The organism is Enterobacter chuandaensis (assembly GCF_003594915.1).
Classification (GTDB): Bacteria; Pseudomonadota; Gammaproteobacteria; order Enterobacterales; family Enterobacteriaceae; genus Enterobacter; species Enterobacter chuandaensis.
Window position 1 is genome coordinate 192,125 of sequence record NZ_QZCS01000003.1, and the last position, 15,993, is coordinate 208,117.

Sequence of the window (15,993 nt, forward strand, 5' to 3'; positions counted from 1 at the left end):
ATTACTCACCCTGAGGTAACAGTGATGTCGTCGTATGAACAGGGGAGCGTTCATTCGGGACGTAAAAAGCGATTTCAGTGCCTGGTTCAAGACGGTGAATATGCAGCCCGTCGCCATAGAGAAGCTTGACCCGATGGTGCACGTTCAGCAGCCCGATTTTATTTCCCGGCATCTCGTTAGATTCCACCCGTTCAATAACTTTTGGATTAATCCCGTGGCCGGTATCGCGCACGGCAATTCGCACCCGGTTGCCGCTTTCGGTGATGCTGATGGTGACCACCCCTTTGCCTTTGCAGGGCTGAATACCATGAACAATCGCGTTTTCGACCAGCGGCTGGATCAGCAGGCTCGGTATCACGCAGTTGACCTCTTCATCAATATCGTAAATCACCGTGAGCTTGTCGCCAAAGCGCGCCTGCTCGATCGCGATGTAGTCTTTGATCTGATACAGCTCTTTTTTGATGTCGATCTGCTCGTCATCTTTCAGCTCAATGTTGTAGCGCAGATAGCGCGACAGGTTAAAAATCAGCTGGCGCGCGGTGTCCGGATTAAGACGAATGGAGGAAGAGATGGCATTCAGCGCGTTAAACAGGAAATGGGGATTGATTTTGCTCTGCAGCGCGCGCAGCTCTGCCTTATTTGCCATCTCGCGCAGCTGCTCGGCACGGGAGACCTCAAGCTGGGTGGAGATAATCTGCGACAGGCCAATGGCCATCTCCTGTAGCGTAGAGGTGATCTGATGCGCGTGACAGTAATAAATTTTCAGCGTGCCCGTCACCACGCCTTTTTCCCATAGCGGGATCACCAGCATCGAGTGTATTTCCGGCGTCCGGTGGGCTTCATCGTTGTTTTTAATAATGATTTTACCGTAGTTAATCGCCTGTCGGGTGGTTGGGCTAATGGTGTCATCATTATCGCGATAGTTATGCTCCCCGACGCCAACGTAGGCCAGAACGTGGTCGATATTGGTGATGGCAACGGCGTCAGCGTGGATGTCGTGGCGAATGATCTCGCAGACCTGACGCAGCGACTCCGCGTTAACGTGGCGGAAAAGCGGCAGCGTTTTGTTGGCGATATCCAGCGCCAGCTTGGCCTGACGGGCGGCGCTGGCCTCTTTTTCCCCTTCAACGCTCTGTACCAGCAGCACGATAAAACCGATGCAGACGCTGCCGAGGATCATTGGAATACCAATTTTCGAGACGATATCCAGCCCCAGCGCGGTGGTGGGAGCCCAGACGACGACCAGGATCATGGTCAGCGTTTCGCACACCATGCCTGCGACGATCCCGGCGCGCCAGCGCTGCTTTTTCGGGATCTTGCGGCTGATCCAGCCGGAAAGCACCCCGGCAATAATGCTGGTGATAAAGCACGGCACCGCCGTAACGCCACCGATATCAATCAGGTAGCGGTGCGTTCCGGCAATTACGCCGGTGATGATACCCACCCACGGGCCAAACAAAATCCCGCCGGACATGACGGCGATAATACGTACGTTAACCAGCGAACCCTCTACCGGCACCCCGGACCAGGTACTGAACAGGGCGAACAGCGAAAAGATGGCGGTTACGGCCAGCAGCTCTTTCGGCGAGTGTGCGGATTTGTGCAACAGTTCGCGAAACAGGCGAATGCGAATGAGGAAGAACAGGCAAATCAGCATTAATGCCGCACGGTCAAATACCGCCAGCAGCATAGTGAATATTTCGTGCACGAGCAGACCTGGGAAAACGGGAAAGAACCATCATAAAAAACCTGAGGCGCATTGACCAGCTATCCGTCAGGTTTATCAAATGAGGAAAAACCATAATTTACAAAGGGGATTATATACCGAGGATTGATGTGCCCTGATTTTTTCTCAGCGTTAGTTCGCCAGGTAACTGTTTTGATATCATTGTGTTAAATAACGGCTAACGGAATGGCGTTATCAGAACCCATGCTTCCGCTATCAGTCAGGGCCGTGTTCCGGTTTTCGCGCGTGCGCTTTTTTTTCATTTCCCTCTCGACAGCGTGTTTTTTTTCAGGTTATTTTCTAAGCACGCCACATCGGTGGCAGCGTCGCTCGGACGGTCCGGGCGCTAACGTTAATCTGAGGAATCTATGGCTGAATTCAGTCCTGAACGCCGTTTCACGCGTATCGATCGTCTCCCCCCTTATGTTTTCAATATCACTGCTGAACTGAAAATGGCTGCGCGTCGGCGCGGCGAAGATATCATTGATTTCAGCATGGGTAACCCTGACGGCCCAACGCCACCGCATATCGTCGAAAAGCTCTGCACGGTTGCCCAGCGCCCGGATACGCACGGCTACTCAACCTCTCGCGGTATTCCCAGGTTACGTCGCGCGATCTCGCGCTGGTATCAGGATCGCTATCAGGTTGATATCGATCCGGAAAGTGAAGCGATTGTCACCATCGGCTCGAAAGAGGGGCTGGCACACCTGATGCTGGCCACGCTGGATCACGGTGATACGGTGCTGGTACCCAATCCAAGTTACCCAATCCATATCTACGGCGCGGTGATTGCCGGGGCGCAGGTGCGCTCTGTGCCGCTGGTGGAAGGTGTCGATTTCTTTAACGAACTGGAACGTGCTATTCGCGAAAGCTACCCGAAACCGAAGATGATGATCCTCGGTTTCCCGTCGAACCCAACGGCGCAGTGCGTGGAGCTTGATTTCTTCGAGAAGGTTGTCGCTCTGGCCAAACGTTATGACGTGCTGGTGGTTCATGATTTAGCCTACGCCGATATTGTCTATGACGGCTGGAAAGCCCCGTCGATAATGCAGGTTCCGGGCGCGCGTGACGTGGCGGTGGAGTTCTTCACCCTGTCGAAAAGTTACAACATGGCGGGCTGGCGTATTGGCTTTATGGTGGGTAACAAAACGCTGGTAAGTGCACTGGCGCGTATCAAGAGTTACCACGATTACGGTACCTTCACCCCGCTGCAGGTTGCCGCTATTGCCGCTCTGGAGGGCGATCAGCAGTGCGTTCACGACATTGCTGCTCAGTATAAACGTCGCCGCGACGTGCTGGTGAAAGGGTTACATGAGGCCGGCTGGATGGTAGAGATGCCGAAAGCGTCCATGTACGTTTGGGCGAAAATCCCGGAGCCGTACGCAGCGATGGGGTCGCTGGAGTTTGCTAAAAAGCTGCTGCAGGACGCGAAGGTCTGTGTGTCCCCGGGCATCGGCTTTGGTGATTATGGTGACACCCATGTGCGCTTTGCTTTAATCGAAAACAGCGATCGTATTCGTCAGGCGGTGAGGGGCATCAAGAGTATGTTCCGGGCCGATGGCCTGCTCTCAGCAAAGAGCGTTGCTGAAAACCCCGTGTCCTCATGACATAAAAAAACAGGAGCCAAATGGCTCCTGTTTTTTTGACTGCATGTTCTCACTAGATCATCAGGGCAAAGGTTCCGGCCCAGACTAAAACGATCACCGAAATGCCCATAAAGAAATATTTCACGTTTCATCGCTCCGCGTATCTTGTGGTACGCATTTAAAAACAGAGTCCAACTGATTATAGAGAACTGAAATCCCGGCTAAACAGAAATGAGAATTTTCCCGTTACGCCGATGACTCCCGCTCAGAATTCTGTGCTTTCCTGGTGCCAGACGGCGCTAATGTACGCTTAAAAATGAGGAGTGACAAGAGGGATTTTTTTAAATAATTTCCGCTACTTACGAGTGTCGTGGAACGGCGACAGTTTGATTTCACAACGCAATAAATTCACTTTGGGCGACGCTAACAAGGACGGTTTAGCAGTGAGTTGACAGGTGATTGAAAAGGCTAGTTTCTTAGCGAAACTAACCTTCATGCAGGGATTAAATATAGAGGGAAGCTTCGCCAAGAGGGCGCGTTTTGAAACGGCGATGCATCCAGAGATATTGCTCCGGTGCGCGCATGATTTCAGTTTCAATGACCTTATTGATAAACACTGCTGCTTCACACTCGTTTTCCGGATAGTTAGCCATTTCCGGAGAGATGTGCAGACGGTAGCCTGACTTATCCGCTTTTCTCACCATCGTCACGGTCAGCATGGAGGCACCCGACAAACGCGAAATGACGAAGGTACCGTTGGTCGTCGCAACGTCTTTTACGGCAAAGAAGGGAGCAAAGCTACTGCCTTTGCGTCCATAATCCTGATCGGGAGCAAACCAGACTGCCTCGCCTTTCTTCAGGGCGCCAACCATACCGCGCAGATTATTACGGCTGATCATCGCTTTATTGGATCGCATGCGGCCTCGCGTCTGAACCCACTCCATCAGCGCACTGTTGTGCGGTCTGTAGGTTGCCATCATTGGCTGACAAAGCCCCATCACGCGCCCGCCCAGCTCCAGTGACATAAAGTGCACGCCAACAACCATCACGCCGCGTTTTTGCAGCTGTGCGCGTTTAAGGTTATCCAGCCCTTCTACATCAAACCACTTGCGGACGCGTTCATCCGGCCAGAACCAGGCCATGCCCGTTTCAAACAGCGCCATGCCGATAGATTTAAAGTTTTCGGAGATGAGTTTCTCACGTTCTTCAGCATTGTACTGAGGAAAGCAAAGCTCGATGTTTTTGCGCGCGATGGATTCGCGACGTTTCAGGAAATAGCGGGATGCGCTGCCCAGTTTCGACCCTAGCAAACGCAGCACAGGATAGGGGAGTTGAACCAGTAGCCAGAGAACGCCAAGACCAAACCATGTAAACCAGTAACGCGGGTGTAAAAACGCACGTTCAAATTTGGATTGAGACAAAATAGTGAAACCTATGTGGAGCCTGTAAAGGTAGCGCAGCGAGTGCGATACGACGTGCCAATAAGACCGTTCTTCAAGGTGATGGTTGCAGGCTTTACCGAACTTTACGGCGTTGCCTGATCACTGCTGATTTGGGTGGTCGGCGTAATGTAGCACCGTTATATGTTATGTGCTATTACTCGTTTTTGATTAAAAAAGCGGCAATCGGGGAGGTGTTTGATTTCACAGTTTTTATATTCGCTTGCTAACAGCACATCAGTTTGCATGCGGTGGTGATGGAAACAACATTTGATCAGCAGGGGAGTTGGTAAAAACGGGCGGCGAGATAATTTGTGCCTGGTCACTTATCTAAGAAAATTATTTACCGTTCCAGGTGAAGGAATAAGAAAATTCTCTGTGATATTTCTTATTTATTATTCATGCAATCAATAAAAATGAGAGATTTCATTATTTCTTAATATCTCATTTTAATCAGCGTGAAATAACGTCAAGGGCTCCTTTCTTTGCTTTTGGGCTTAATGTTATGATGCAAATCAATACGCGATGTTTTTGTTAGCGTTTAGCTGACTTTGATTGTTTATTCGAGATAAATCTTCGATTTATGTGTAAAGAGCAGTGTGTTTTTCTGGGTTGAACAATCTTTCCATAATAATGTTTCAGTGTAAAATTCTTAAGAAATTTCTCATGACGGATAAATGATCTGCACATTTGATTTTGTGCCGATCATTATTCTATTATTGCGCATCAAGAACGACACCGTGAAGTTTGCTTAGCAAAACAAAGAGGGATGATTAAATGGCTGACAGTTTTCAGAATGAGGTGCCGAAGGCACGTATTAACCTGAAGCTTGACCTGCATACAGGTGGAGCAAGCAAAAAAATGGAATTACCGCTGAAATTGCTGGTTACAGGCGATTTCTGCAATGGTCAGGATTCTGCGCCAATATCTGAGCGTGAAAAAGTTAACATCACTAAAAATAATTTTGATAGTGTCCTTTCCGAATATTCCCCAAAAGTTAATCTGACCGTTAAAAATATGCTGTCTGATGATGGGGGAGAGGACGCTATTCAGCTGACTTTCCAGAGCATGAAAGATTTCACGCCTGAGCAGGTGGCGGCCCAGATACCGCAGCTGAAGGCAATGCTGGCGATGCGCAACTTGCTCCGTGATTTGAAAGCCAACCTTTTGGATAACCAGACTTTCCGAAAAGAGCTGGAAAAAATCGTTCTTGACCAGTCGCTTAGCGCTGAGTTGCGAAATGAATTATCCGCACTGGCGTCAAAAAAATCGTAACCATCAGGCTGTTTTAACGGATTAATCAAGGAATGCTCATGTCTGTACAAAATAATATTTCTGGCGGTGAAAGCGTGGTGCTGGAACGCCCGGCTGCGGGTGGTGTTTACGCCTCCCTGTTTGAGAAAATCAATCTGAGCCCTGTCTCTGAGCTGAGCGCCCTGGATATCTGGCAAGATGCGCAGGCGATGTCGGATGCCACCGCCGATGAACGTCTGACAGCCGGTATGCAGGTCTTTCTGGAATGTCTGACCAAAGCAGGCTCAAAAGTCGAAAAACTGGATAAAAGCCTGATTGATCACCATATCGCTGAGCTTGATTATCAGATCAGCCGTCAGCTTGACGCCGTGATGCACCATGAAGAGTTTCAGGCGGTTGAGAGCCTGTGGCGCGGCGTGAAGTCGTTGGTGGATAAAACCGATTTTCGCCAGAACGTGAAAATTGAGTTGCTGAGCATGTCTAAAGAAGACCTGCGTCAGGACTTTGAAGACTGTCCAGAAGTCATTCAGAGTGGTCTTTATAAACACACCTACATTGATGAATATGACACCCCAGGCGGCGAGCCGATTGCGGCGCTGATTTCCGCTTACGAGTTCGACGCTTCAGCGCAGGATGTCGCTCTGCTGCGCAATATCTCCAAAGTCTCTGCTGCCGCACACATGCCGTTTATCGGCTCGGCAGGCCCGAAATTCTTCCTCAAAGAGTCAATGGAAGACGTCGCGGCGATTAAAGATATTGGTAACTATTTTGACCGCGCAGAGTACATCAAGTGGAAATCGTTCCGCGATACTGACGATGCCCGCTACATTGGCCTGGTGATGCCGCGCGTATTGGGTCGTTTGCCGTATGGCCCGGATACCGTTCCGGTTCGCAGCTTCAATTATGTCGAAGAAGTCAAAGGTCCGGATCACGACAAATACCTGTGGACCAACGCATCGTTTGCCTTCGCGTCCAACATGGTGCGCAGCTTTATCAATAATGGCTGGTGTGTACAAATCCGCGGCCCGCAGGCTGGCGGTGCGGTCCAGGATCTGCCGATCCATCTGTACGATCTTGGTACCGGCAACCAGGTGAAAATCCCGAGCGAAGTGATGATCCCGGAAACCCGTGAATTCGAATTCGCGAATCTGGGCTTCATTCCTTTGTCCTACTACAAAAACCGCGACTACGCCTGCTTCTTCTCGGCTAACTCCACGCAGAAACCAGCGCTGTATGACACCGCAGATGCAACGGCGAACAGCCGCATCAATGCGCGTCTGCCGTACATCTTCCTGTTGTCGCGCATTGCCCACTATCTGAAGCTGATTCAGCGCGAAAACATCGGTACCACCAAGGATCGCCGACTGCTGGAGCTGGAGCTGAATACCTGGGTGCGTAGCCTTGTGACCGAAATGACCGACCCGGGCGACGAGCTGCAGGCGTCTCATCCACTGCGTGATGCGAAAGTGGTGGTGGAAGATATTGAGGATAATCCGGGCTTCTTCCGCGTGAAATTGTACGCTATCCCGCACTTCCAGGTGGAAGGCATGGACGTCAATTTGTCGCTGGTTTCCCAGATGCCGAAAGCGAAATCGTAAGGCGAGAGGAAATCAGGGATGAAAATTCATCGTCCGTTATGGAATGAAGGGGCGCTTTTAGCCCCTCAACAGTTTCAGCAGCAGTCCGAATGGGAAGCATTTTCCCGGGCCGGCATCGCCGCCCGTGGAAATGCCTTTCCATGGGGCGTTGGTCTAGTTGAGCTGGATGAAGCGATGCTGGCCTTCGGCCGGGTCCAGGCGCAATCACTGCGTCTCTGGCTCCCGGATGACACGTTGATCGATACACGGTTCTGCGACATGCCACCGGAGCCGCGTGAAATCGAGGCACCGGCTCCTGCCAATAATGCCCCTGTGACGGTGTTTGTGGCGTTACCAGTAATGCAGGCCGGGATCGTCAACGTTCAGACGGATACAGTACCTGCAGAGCGCCCTCTGCGCTATCGAGAAGCCTGGGAGACGATCGCTGATCGTTTCGGGCAAGAAGAAGAGTCGATGGCGGTGGCACGCTTTAATCTGGCATTCCGTTTCGGACATGAAGATAACGGCGCCTGGGATAGATGTGCCATTGCCCGTCTGTTGCCGGACGGGCAAGGGGGGTGGCGTCAGGATCCGGACTTTATCCCTCCTATGGCACTATTTTCGGCAAGTCGTAATCTGTGTGAGCGCCTGGCACTACTGAATCGTCAGTTGCGCTCCCGCCGTCAGCGGCTGATGTCCATGCGTCGTGAGAGCAACGACAGGATGGCTGATTTTGCGGTCGCCGATGTTTCACTTTTCTGGCTGCTGAATGCCTTGAATTCGCATGCCCGGGTGCTCTCGGAGTATGAGCGTTTCCCTTACAGGCATCCTGAGCAAGTCTGGCGCGAACTGGCTAGTCTTGCCGGCAGTATGCTGACTTTCTCGCTTGAGCACGATCTGGATGCTATTCCGGGTTACGACCACCTCACGCCGGAGAAAACCTTCCCGCCACTCTTTGACCTTATCAGCGAACTGCTGGAAGCCAGCCTGCCGTCACGCGTGGTGGCTGTCCGAATGGATCGCCTGGATCCCGAAACCTGGAAAGCGGTGCTGCACGATATTCGTCTGCGCGATGAAGCCGATTTCTATCTCTCCGTTCGGGCAAATCAGCCTGCCTGGCAGACTGCAGAACGCTTTGCCGAAGTCTGTATTGCTGGTGCTCCGGCTAATGTTGGCGAAGTGTCCGGTCTGGCTGTTGAAGGTATTGGACTTATTGCCCTGAGTCGCGTGCCTGCTGCGCTACCGGTGCGTCTGGAGAACCAGTACTTTGTGCTAGATATGGAGAGTAATGCGGCCCGCGAAATGCTGGATCAAGGCGTCTGCGTCTTTTATGTTCCGTCCGTGCTCGGCGAGCTTGAGCTGGAACTGTTTGCGGTGCTGCGCTCATGATAAAGGACTTCGACATTGATGCCCTGTTGGCAGAAACCTGGCTCACAGTGGCGCAATTGCGTCACGGCGGCCAGATAACGGATGGCCCGGCACTGTATGCCGCGTGTAAAGCGCAGGTGGAGAGCGTGCGTGAGGCGCTGGACAGGGTCGGATTTGATGCAGAAAGTATCGATCACATTACCTACGCACAGTGCGCCCTACTTGATGAAACCGTTCTAAACCGCAGGCAGGAACCGAAAGCCGCAGTAGCGGATATCAACGGAACAGACGCCACAGAGAATCATTCCACTGATGATACGTTCCGTGACGCACTGAACATGACCATGCTGGACGCGGGGCAGAGAGCCTGGCGTTCAGCCCCGCTGCAGGCGGTGTACTTTGGCTCACTGCGTGCCGGTGAAGCGCTGTATGACCGCATCGCGGAGATATTGCGACACCCCGCACCCGAGCCTGCCGTACTGACCTGTTACCAGCGGGTGCTTGCACTCGGTTTTCAGGGGCAGTACCGGTTGTCCGGCGTGGGGCAGGCCCGTCGTGATGAAGTTATTGCAGTACTGAATGAGCGCGTGCCACCGCTTGAAACCGGCTCCTCGCTGGTGGTTCAGAAGACCGGGCGTCGTCACTATAACCTGCTGAGGTCCGTATGGTTCTGGACCGTACTGGCGGCGATCCTGACTGGTGCTGTGTGGTTGAGTGGTCATCTGTGGTTGCAGGATCTGCTGCACCAGCAACTGCCGGAGCAGCCCTAATGCGTGGACGAACACTTGCTCGGGCTGCCTTGCCGGTATTGCCGTGTATTGTCGCGGTGTTGTGGCTGGTCTGGGGGTTTCTCGCATGGCCGGTTGCAGGTAAATCGGTCCTGACGCTGCTCGCACTGCTGCTTTCCACTGTCCTTATCCATCGGCGTTACCGACAAAAACGGCCGGCACAGCAGACGGATGACGCTGGTCACTTTCTACCGGAAAATCATACCGGACCGGTGGTGCTGGTATGCGGTGATGTGGATGATGCCATGTTCGCGGGGGGGCCGTGCCGGGGCACGGCGGAGGGCTGGTATCTACGGGTAGCGGAACTTACCGGACTTACGCCTTTTGCAGAGCGTCTTCTGGCCCGTACGCCGACGATGGCAGGCCAGCTAACTGTGATGTACCGCTGTCTGCCGGACCAGCATGAAGATGAGGCGTTGTTGCGCGCCTCCCTGACAGCGCTGCGTCAGCAGATGAAGCAGTTACGTGACCTGACCGGCTATAGCGTGCCGGTGGTTCTGAACACCGAATTTAGCGGCCCGGACACGCCCTGGATAGTGGTGCGGGACAATACGACCCTGGTGTGTCCTGAAGATGAACCTGCTGTCATCCTTAGCGAATGGCAGCAGTGCCCGCAAACGGCCTTTATTCAGCCGTACCTGACACAGGCGACATCGTTGCTTCATTCTGTGATATTGGACGAACTGGGCAAAGCGCACAGGCTGTGTCCGATCATACGACCGTTTGCTGTCACCCTGCGTCTCGGATCGATATCCACCTCGGCAGCAGCGCTGTGGCCAAAGTTATTGTTCCGTCAGACCCGCATTGCCCCTGCCGGTCGTATCACGACCTATGAACCACGCTGGCATTTTGCCGATGCGGTACTACCGCTGCTGGCCCCCTACACCACCCCGTTGCAGGGTGGCAAAACCGGGCGTCGGGTGGTGATGGTTTTGCTGTTATGCGTCCTGGGTGCTATTGCCCTGTCCGTGCGGCATAACCAGTCGTTTATCCGCAAGGTCAGCGCAGATCTTCAGCGCTGGCAGGCTATCCCGATGAACCACTATTACCCGAAAGCGCAGGCTCTGCACGCCCTGCAGCAGGATGCATTGCTGCTGGAGCGCTGGCAGCGTCAGGGAGAGCCCCATCGCTACGGGCTCGGGCTGTATCCGGGCAACCGCCTGTGGCTGGCGGTACAGCAGGCCATTGATACCTATGTGCCTCCGCCGCCACTGCCAAAACCGAAGCCAAAGCCAGTACCGAAAATTGTCCGTCTCGACAGTATGTCACTGTTTGACTCCGGCAAAGCGGTGCTGAAAACCGACTCGACCAAAATGCTGGTCAATTCGCTGGTTGGCATTAAGGCCAAACCGGGTTGGCTGATTGTGGTCGCGGGTCATACGGATAACGCCGAACATCATAATGTGCAGATAACTGACGACGCGATCAAAGCCGCAGTCACCCTGTCTCGCCGTTACCTGACGGGACGCCAGTTGCCGGACAAAGCGGTTGACCTGCTTGATACCGCGGCCGCCCGCGTGCGTATGAGCCTCGACACCGTACCGGAAGCCATTGTCCGTCTGAAAGCACAACTGACGGCTCTTGAACTCGAAGAGCAGGCTTTGCTGGAGGATATTGCTGCTGGCAGCTGCCACCACGAAGACCGTCTGAGCATTATTGAACAGCAGCAAAATGCGCTTGAAGCCACCCTTCTGCAGCAAGAATGCCGCTTTGATGCTGAAAAAGCCATTGCTATGCAACTGATGGCCAGCCGTCAGGGTGTCAGCAAGCAGGCAGAAATCCTGAAGCTTCGGCAGCAACTGGAAAGTGAACAGCAAGGTAATGCGCTGATTCAGGTGGATGTCGACACGCGCACAGTAGCTATCCGAGTACCAGGAACCTCACACTGTTTCCCAGCTGAAAGGCTCACCCCCAGGTTACGTTGGCTACGGCCAGGGCGGCATCCTCACCGAAGCGGTACGTTTATCTCAGATACGCAGCAGCAGCTTGCACGACTGGATAAGCTGCCTCCTGACTGGAGTATTGTTTATAGTCTTCAGCTGTTAGAACAGCTCGAGACATTACGGCCAGAAGAGTCTAAGGCGCTGATAATACAGTGGCAAAAAAAGTTTAACGCGACGGCGTTGCCTGTAGACGCCATGAACAGCTGGTATCAGGGAATGATGAAGCTTCAGCAACTGAGTAATCGCCTGAGTAGTCTGGATGAGCAAAAAGGAAAATATATAACGGTGAGTGAGCTTAAATCCGTGGTTTTTTCGACAATTCAGTCATTTAACCGTACGATACCGGCTGAGGAACAGCTCAGACGCCTGTCGCAATATCCTGCCGGATATGCGCTTCCTGAAGCTGAAAAGACTCAACTGGAGCTTCATCTTAAACAACTGGCAACGCGATATGCTCAAATTAAACAGAATATGTCTGCGCAATGAGTTCAGATGATTGTCAGGCTAATAAAAGGAAGATCAAAGTGTCCCCTGCAGGAATCGAACCTGCAACTAGCCCTTAGGAGGGGCTCGTTATATCCATTTAACTAAGGGGACGAGGCGGCACGAGTATAGCGTTATTTACACTTTGCGTTAAGCGCATTGCCGCCTGACTGCTCAAAGAGTCACCATTCAGGTTGATTTTTTTGCTGCTTTATCTTTATCTGCCTGCGCCTTAAGCTCGGCTTTGCGTTTATTAGACATGTCGTTACGGATTTGGGCATGGCTTAACAGCGCAAAGATAAACGTTCCGCCGCAGATATTCCCCGCCAGCGTCGGAAGGGCGAACGGCCAGAAGAAATCACTCCAGTGAAGCGTGCCGTTAAAGACCAGATAAAGTATTTCAACGGTGCCGACTACGATATGCGTGGTATCCGCCAGCGCAATCAGCCAGGTCATCAGGATGATCACCACGATTTTAGCGCTACCGGCAGAAGGGAACATCCACACCATTGTGGCGATAATCCAGCCGGAGATGATGGCATTAGAGAACATTTCGACCGGCGTGTTTTTCATCACATCCATACCGATCTTCACAAACGCGTCCCGGGTGGGCTCATCAAATATCGGCATATATTCGAACGCCCAGGCCGCAATGCCCGTACCGATGATATTGCCCAGCAGAACCACGCTCCAGAGCCTCATCAGTAAACCGAAATTGCCGAGGGTAGGGTTTTGCATCACTGGCAGTACGGCGGTCACCGTGTTCTCAGTAAACAGCTGCTGACGGGCCATGATGACGATAATAAAGCCGAAGGTGTAGCCGAGGTTCTCCAGTAAAAATCCGCCGGGCACGCCCTCCAACTGCACATGAAATATCCCTTTCGCGAGCAGCGAGGCGCCCATTGACAGTCCAGCCGCGATAGCTGACCAGAAGAGGGCCATGGCATCGCGCTCCATCTCTTTTTCACCATCCTGGCGAATATGTTCATGGATCGCCATCGCGCGGGAGGGAAGACGATCTTCATCAATCTCTATCTTCTCGCCGCGTGCTTTCTCCTCGCTTTCGATTTCATGTTCCTCATTACTCTCGCCAATTTTTTCTTCACCCACATCTTTCATAACGGCTCCCACAGGATAATCTTTCTTTTAAGCGTAGCGGCTTTTATCGGGATGCCTGTGGGGATGCTCTTAATTTGGCGGGAATGACAACAAAGGTGATACATCTCGTTCAAAGACATTATAAAATTGCCAGCGAAACGAATTCTAAAAGTCAGGCTATGCTGAGATCAGAGTCACGGTGATTACTGCCCGTAATTGTACTCATAGACATCGTGAAGCGTGCTGTTACAATCACTTGCACGTTTTCAGACGGAGCGCCACCTGCTCCGTTACGGATGGCAATCAACGATAGCCATACTGAACAGGGAGATATTTATGAAACTTCGGCTGTCGGCGCTTGCGCTGGGCGCGACGATGCTTGTGGGCTGCGCCAGCTCCGGGGAGCAAACGGGACGCTCCGATCCTCTCGAAGGATTTAACCGCTCGATGTACAGCTTCAACTACAACGTGCTGGACCCGTATGTGGTTCGCCCGGTGGCTGTGGCATGGCGCGATTATGTTCCGCAACCTGCACGTAACGGATTAAGCAATTTCACCAGTAACCTGGAAGAGCCTGCGGTGATGGTCAACTATTTCCTGCAGGGCGATCCGTATCAGGGGATGGTGCACTTTACGCGCTTCTTCCTGAACTCCCTTCTGGGGATGGGGGGCTTTATCGATGTCGCGGGCATGGCTAACCCGAAACTGCAGCGTGAACAGCCGCACCGTTTCGGCAGTACGCTGGGGCATTATGGCGTCGGTTACGGGCCTTACGTTCATCTGCCGTTCTATGGCAGCTTCACCGTGCGTGATGAGGGTGGCGATATGGTCGATACGCTGTATCCGGTCCTGTCGTGGCTCACCTGGCCGCTGTCGGTTGGCAAATGGACGGTGGAAGGGATTGAAACGCGCGCGCAACTGCTTGATTCAGATGGCCTGCTGCGCCAGTCGTCCGATCCGTACATTATGGTGCGTGAAGCGTACTTCCAGAATCATGACTTTATTGCCAACGGTGGCAAGCTGAAGCCGGAAGATAATCCAAACGCGAAGGCTATTGAAAACGAACTTAAAGATATTGATTCGGAATAAATAAAAAAGGTGAGCAACGCTCACCTTTTTTGATCCCTGCGCGATTAGAACGCGTAGTTAAAGTTAGTACCGAACAGCCACGCCTTACCTTCAGAGGTAAATTCGTACGGGCCTTCCTTGAAGGTCACCTTCTGGCCATGCATATAAGAAACGCCCGCATCGACAGACGCATTCTCGTTGAACGCGTAGGTGGCGCCAGCACTCACCCAGAAGCGGTCCTGATCCGGAATGGAGATAGAGCGCTTATCAGCCGGTACCGGGCTGTCATCGAATGCAACACCGGTACGGAATGTCCAGTTGTCATCCATATAATAGGTGGTACCCAACGCAATGCGGTAGGCGTCGTGGAAGCTCTCATCTTTATAGAACAGCGTTTGACCATTATTGCCGGTTGCTTTCAGCTCCTGGAACTGGCTCCAGCTGGTATAGGCCAGGCTATAGTGAATAGCCCACTGTGGCGCAACGCGGTTGTAACCGGAGACTTCCCACATTTCTGGCAGATGCAGTGACAGTGAGCCAGGGACAGTTTGACCGGAAGTTCCCCACGGGATGGTGGTGCCCGCACCAGGGACCAGGCTGTTGACCGGCGTCAGGATGCCGCTCTTGTAATCGCCGTCGAAGTCAATTTTCACTTCGGAACGGTAGGTCAGGCCCCAGCGGTTGTTTTTGTCCAGCTCGTAAAGAATACCGGCGTTCCAGCCATAGCCCCACTCATCGCCCTTCAGGCTGGCAATTTTGTTGCTGTTTTTCGGCAGGCGAGCCGTTTGTTCGCCGGAGTAACGCTCAATTTTTGCATCAGCGTAGACGGCATCAAAGCCCAGACCGAAGCTCCAGTTATCGTTCAGACGATAAGCACCGCTCAGGTTCAGGTTCAGCGTTGTCAGGTCTGTTTTACCGCCGTATTCGCCTGCCGGGTAGTTGTTATTGAACTCGGTAGCAAGGCCATAGTTAGACGTGACGGATGCGCCCCAGCCAAATTGTTCATTGATTGGTGCAACGAAGTGCAGGTTAGGTACCCACGCTGTTGGCGCAATGTTATCTGCTTTCAGGCTCGCACCAGAAGGTGACGTGCCGGAAATATTGACATCAGGATCGATATACACCGCACCAGCAGAGAAGGTCGGGCGATCGAACATCATGATCAATGCAGGGTTACGGCTTGCGTTACCAGCATCATCAGCGATTGCACCTTCCCCTGAATACGCACGGCCAAGGCCAGAGGAAGAAAATTCGTTTAGCTGAAAGCCCGCTGACCAGGCGGAAGTAGAGACGATTGCCACTGCGACTGCCAGCGCAGTCTTGTTGAACAGGGTTTTCTGGCTCATGACCATAACCTCATTGAGTTATTTTTATTCAATAATTGTTACATACCGTAACAGGAGCGCGAAGTGTAGGGTCTGAGGTATGACAGACAAATCAGACCAGTGGCCAGAGTATAGGTCCGACCAGCCGGAATGTTGCAAGTTTGTTTATTAATATTTTCAAACATGTTTCTTGAAACGAGATCTGGTTGGCAAAATTGTGACCATCGCGGCTCACTCAAAAGGGTGGTTTTTGTTTTAGATCATTTTTTAGTGTGATATCGGTCACTTATCCGATTTTGCGCCATTAACGGCTGGAGAGAGCCAGCGCCGGGGCGTAA

General features: G+C 52.5%; 11 protein-coding genes, 1 tRNA gene and 2 pseudogenes. 8 read left to right on the forward strand and 6 right to left on the reverse strand.

All coding sequences use genetic code 11. The annotated features are described in order from the left end of the window. Position 1 precedes the first annotated feature (1 nt). Positions 2-1,708 carry a sensor histidine kinase gene (locus tag D5066_RS06525; protein ID WP_119915410.1) on the reverse strand — a complete coding sequence of 569 codons (1,707 nt, stop codon included), beginning with the start codon at positions 1,706-1,708 and terminating at the stop codon, positions 2-4. A gap of 386 nt (positions 1,709-2,094) precedes the next feature. Between D5066_RS06525 and alaC the strand changes: the two genes are divergently transcribed. Beyond that, positions 2,095-3,333 carry an alanine transaminase gene (gene alaC, locus D5066_RS06530; RefSeq protein WP_028013978.1) on the forward strand — a complete coding sequence of 413 codons (1,239 nt, stop codon included), beginning with the start codon at positions 2,095-2,097 and terminating at the stop codon, positions 3,331-3,333. A 52-nt stretch (positions 3,334-3,385) separates the two neighbouring features. Here the strand turns inward: alaC and ypdK are convergent, their stop codons facing one another. Both ypdK and lpxP read right to left on the reverse strand, forming a co-directional pair. Further along, entirely contained in the window at positions 3,386-3,457 is a 72-nt protein-coding gene (ypdK, locus tag D5066_RS06535; protein ID WP_099458937.1) for a membrane protein YpdK, read from the reverse strand. 358 nt (positions 3,458-3,815) lie between these two features. Continuing rightward, positions 3,816-4,736: a kdo(2)-lipid IV(A) palmitoleoyltransferase gene (gene lpxP, locus D5066_RS06540; protein ID WP_119915411.1), complete on the reverse strand. Its 921-nt coding sequence runs from the start codon at positions 4,734-4,736 to the stop codon at positions 3,816-3,818. Positions 4,737-5,528: 792 nt separating this feature from the next. Here lpxP and tssB point away from each other — a divergent pair. The 6 genes and pseudogenes from tssB to D5066_RS06575 form a co-directional block, all read left to right on the forward strand. Beyond that, on the forward strand, positions 5,529-6,026 hold the full coding sequence (gene tssB / locus D5066_RS06545; protein ID WP_119915412.1) for a type VI secretion system contractile sheath small subunit: 498 nt from the start codon (positions 5,529-5,531) through the stop codon (positions 6,024-6,026). A 32-nt stretch (positions 6,027-6,058) separates the two neighbouring features. Next, on the forward strand, positions 6,059-7,603 hold the full coding sequence (gene tssC / locus D5066_RS06550) for a type VI secretion system contractile sheath large subunit (RefSeq protein WP_080328504.1): 1,545 nt from the start codon (positions 6,059-6,061) through the stop codon (positions 7,601-7,603). A gap of 18 nt (positions 7,604-7,621) precedes the next feature. Continuing rightward, on the forward strand, positions 7,622-8,971 hold the full coding sequence (tssK, locus tag D5066_RS06555; RefSeq protein ID WP_119915413.1) for a type VI secretion system baseplate subunit TssK: 1,350 nt from the start codon (positions 7,622-7,624) through the stop codon (positions 8,969-8,971). Next, positions 8,968-9,720 carry a type VI secretion system protein TssL, short form gene (tssL, locus tag D5066_RS06560; RefSeq protein WP_119915414.1) on the forward strand — a complete coding sequence of 251 codons (753 nt, stop codon included), beginning with the start codon at positions 8,968-8,970 and terminating at the stop codon, positions 9,718-9,720. Before tssK ends, tssL begins: the two co-directional genes overlap by 4 nt. Positions 9,721-11,126: 1,406 nt before the next feature. Continuing rightward, a pseudogene (locus D5066_RS06570) lies at positions 11,127-11,700 on the forward strand (AAA family ATPase); the annotation flags it as partial. 23 nt (positions 11,701-11,723) lie between these two features. After that, a pseudogene (locus D5066_RS06575) lies at positions 11,724-12,167 on the forward strand (VasL domain-containing protein); the annotation flags it as partial. 39 nt (positions 12,168-12,206) lie between these two features. On the opposite strand, the gene D5066_RS06580 reads toward D5066_RS06575, so the two are convergent. Together D5066_RS06580 and D5066_RS06585 are read right to left on the reverse strand one after the other, a co-directional pair. Continuing rightward, positions 12,207-12,278 (reverse strand) — tRNA-Arg (locus tag D5066_RS06580). 75 nt (positions 12,279-12,353) lie between these two features. Beyond that, complete coding sequence (locus D5066_RS06585) at positions 12,354-13,283, reverse strand: formate/nitrite transporter family protein (RefSeq protein WP_080328522.1); 930 nt, start codon at positions 13,281-13,283, stop codon at positions 12,354-12,356. A 315-nt stretch (positions 13,284-13,598) separates the two neighbouring features. Here D5066_RS06585 and mlaA point away from each other — a divergent pair, with 315 nt between their 5' ends. Further along, complete coding sequence (mlaA, locus tag D5066_RS06590) at positions 13,599-14,351, forward strand: phospholipid-binding lipoprotein MlaA (protein ID WP_119915415.1); 753 nt, start codon at positions 13,599-13,601, stop codon at positions 14,349-14,351. A gap of 44 nt (positions 14,352-14,395) precedes the next feature. On the opposite strand, the gene fadL is transcribed toward mlaA, so the two are convergent. Beyond that, a complete protein-coding gene (gene fadL, locus D5066_RS06595; RefSeq protein WP_119915416.1) occupies positions 14,396-15,676 on the reverse strand; it encodes a long-chain fatty acid transporter FadL in 1,281 nt (426 codons plus the stop codon). Positions 15,677-15,993 lie beyond the last annotated feature (317 nt).

Coding starts and splice junctions, on each gene's coding strand:
- alaC (WP_028013978.1), top strand. CDS start 2,095: ATGGCTGAATTCAGTCCTGAACGCCGTTTCACGCGTATCGATCGTCTC.
- tssB (WP_119915412.1), top strand. CDS start 5,529: ATGGCTGACAGTTTTCAGAATGAGGTGCCGAAGGCACGTATTAACCTG.
- tssC (WP_080328504.1), top strand. CDS start 6,059: ATGCTCATGTCTGTACAAAATAATATTTCTGGCGGTGAAAGCGTGGTG.
- tssK (WP_119915413.1), top strand. CDS start 7,622: ATGAAAATTCATCGTCCGTTATGGAATGAAGGGGCGCTTTTAGCCCCT.
- tssL (WP_119915414.1), top strand. CDS start 8,968: ATGATAAAGGACTTCGACATTGATGCCCTGTTGGCAGAAACCTGGCTC.
- D5066_RS06585 (WP_080328522.1), bottom strand. CDS start 13,283: ATGAAAGATGTGGGTGAAGAAAAAATTGGCGAGAGTAATGAGGAACAT.
- mlaA (WP_119915415.1), top strand. CDS start 13,599: ATGAAACTTCGGCTGTCGGCGCTTGCGCTGGGCGCGACGATGCTTGTG.
- fadL (WP_119915416.1), bottom strand. CDS start 15,676: ATGAGCCAGAAAACCCTGTTCAACAAGACTGCGCTGGCAGTCGCAGTG.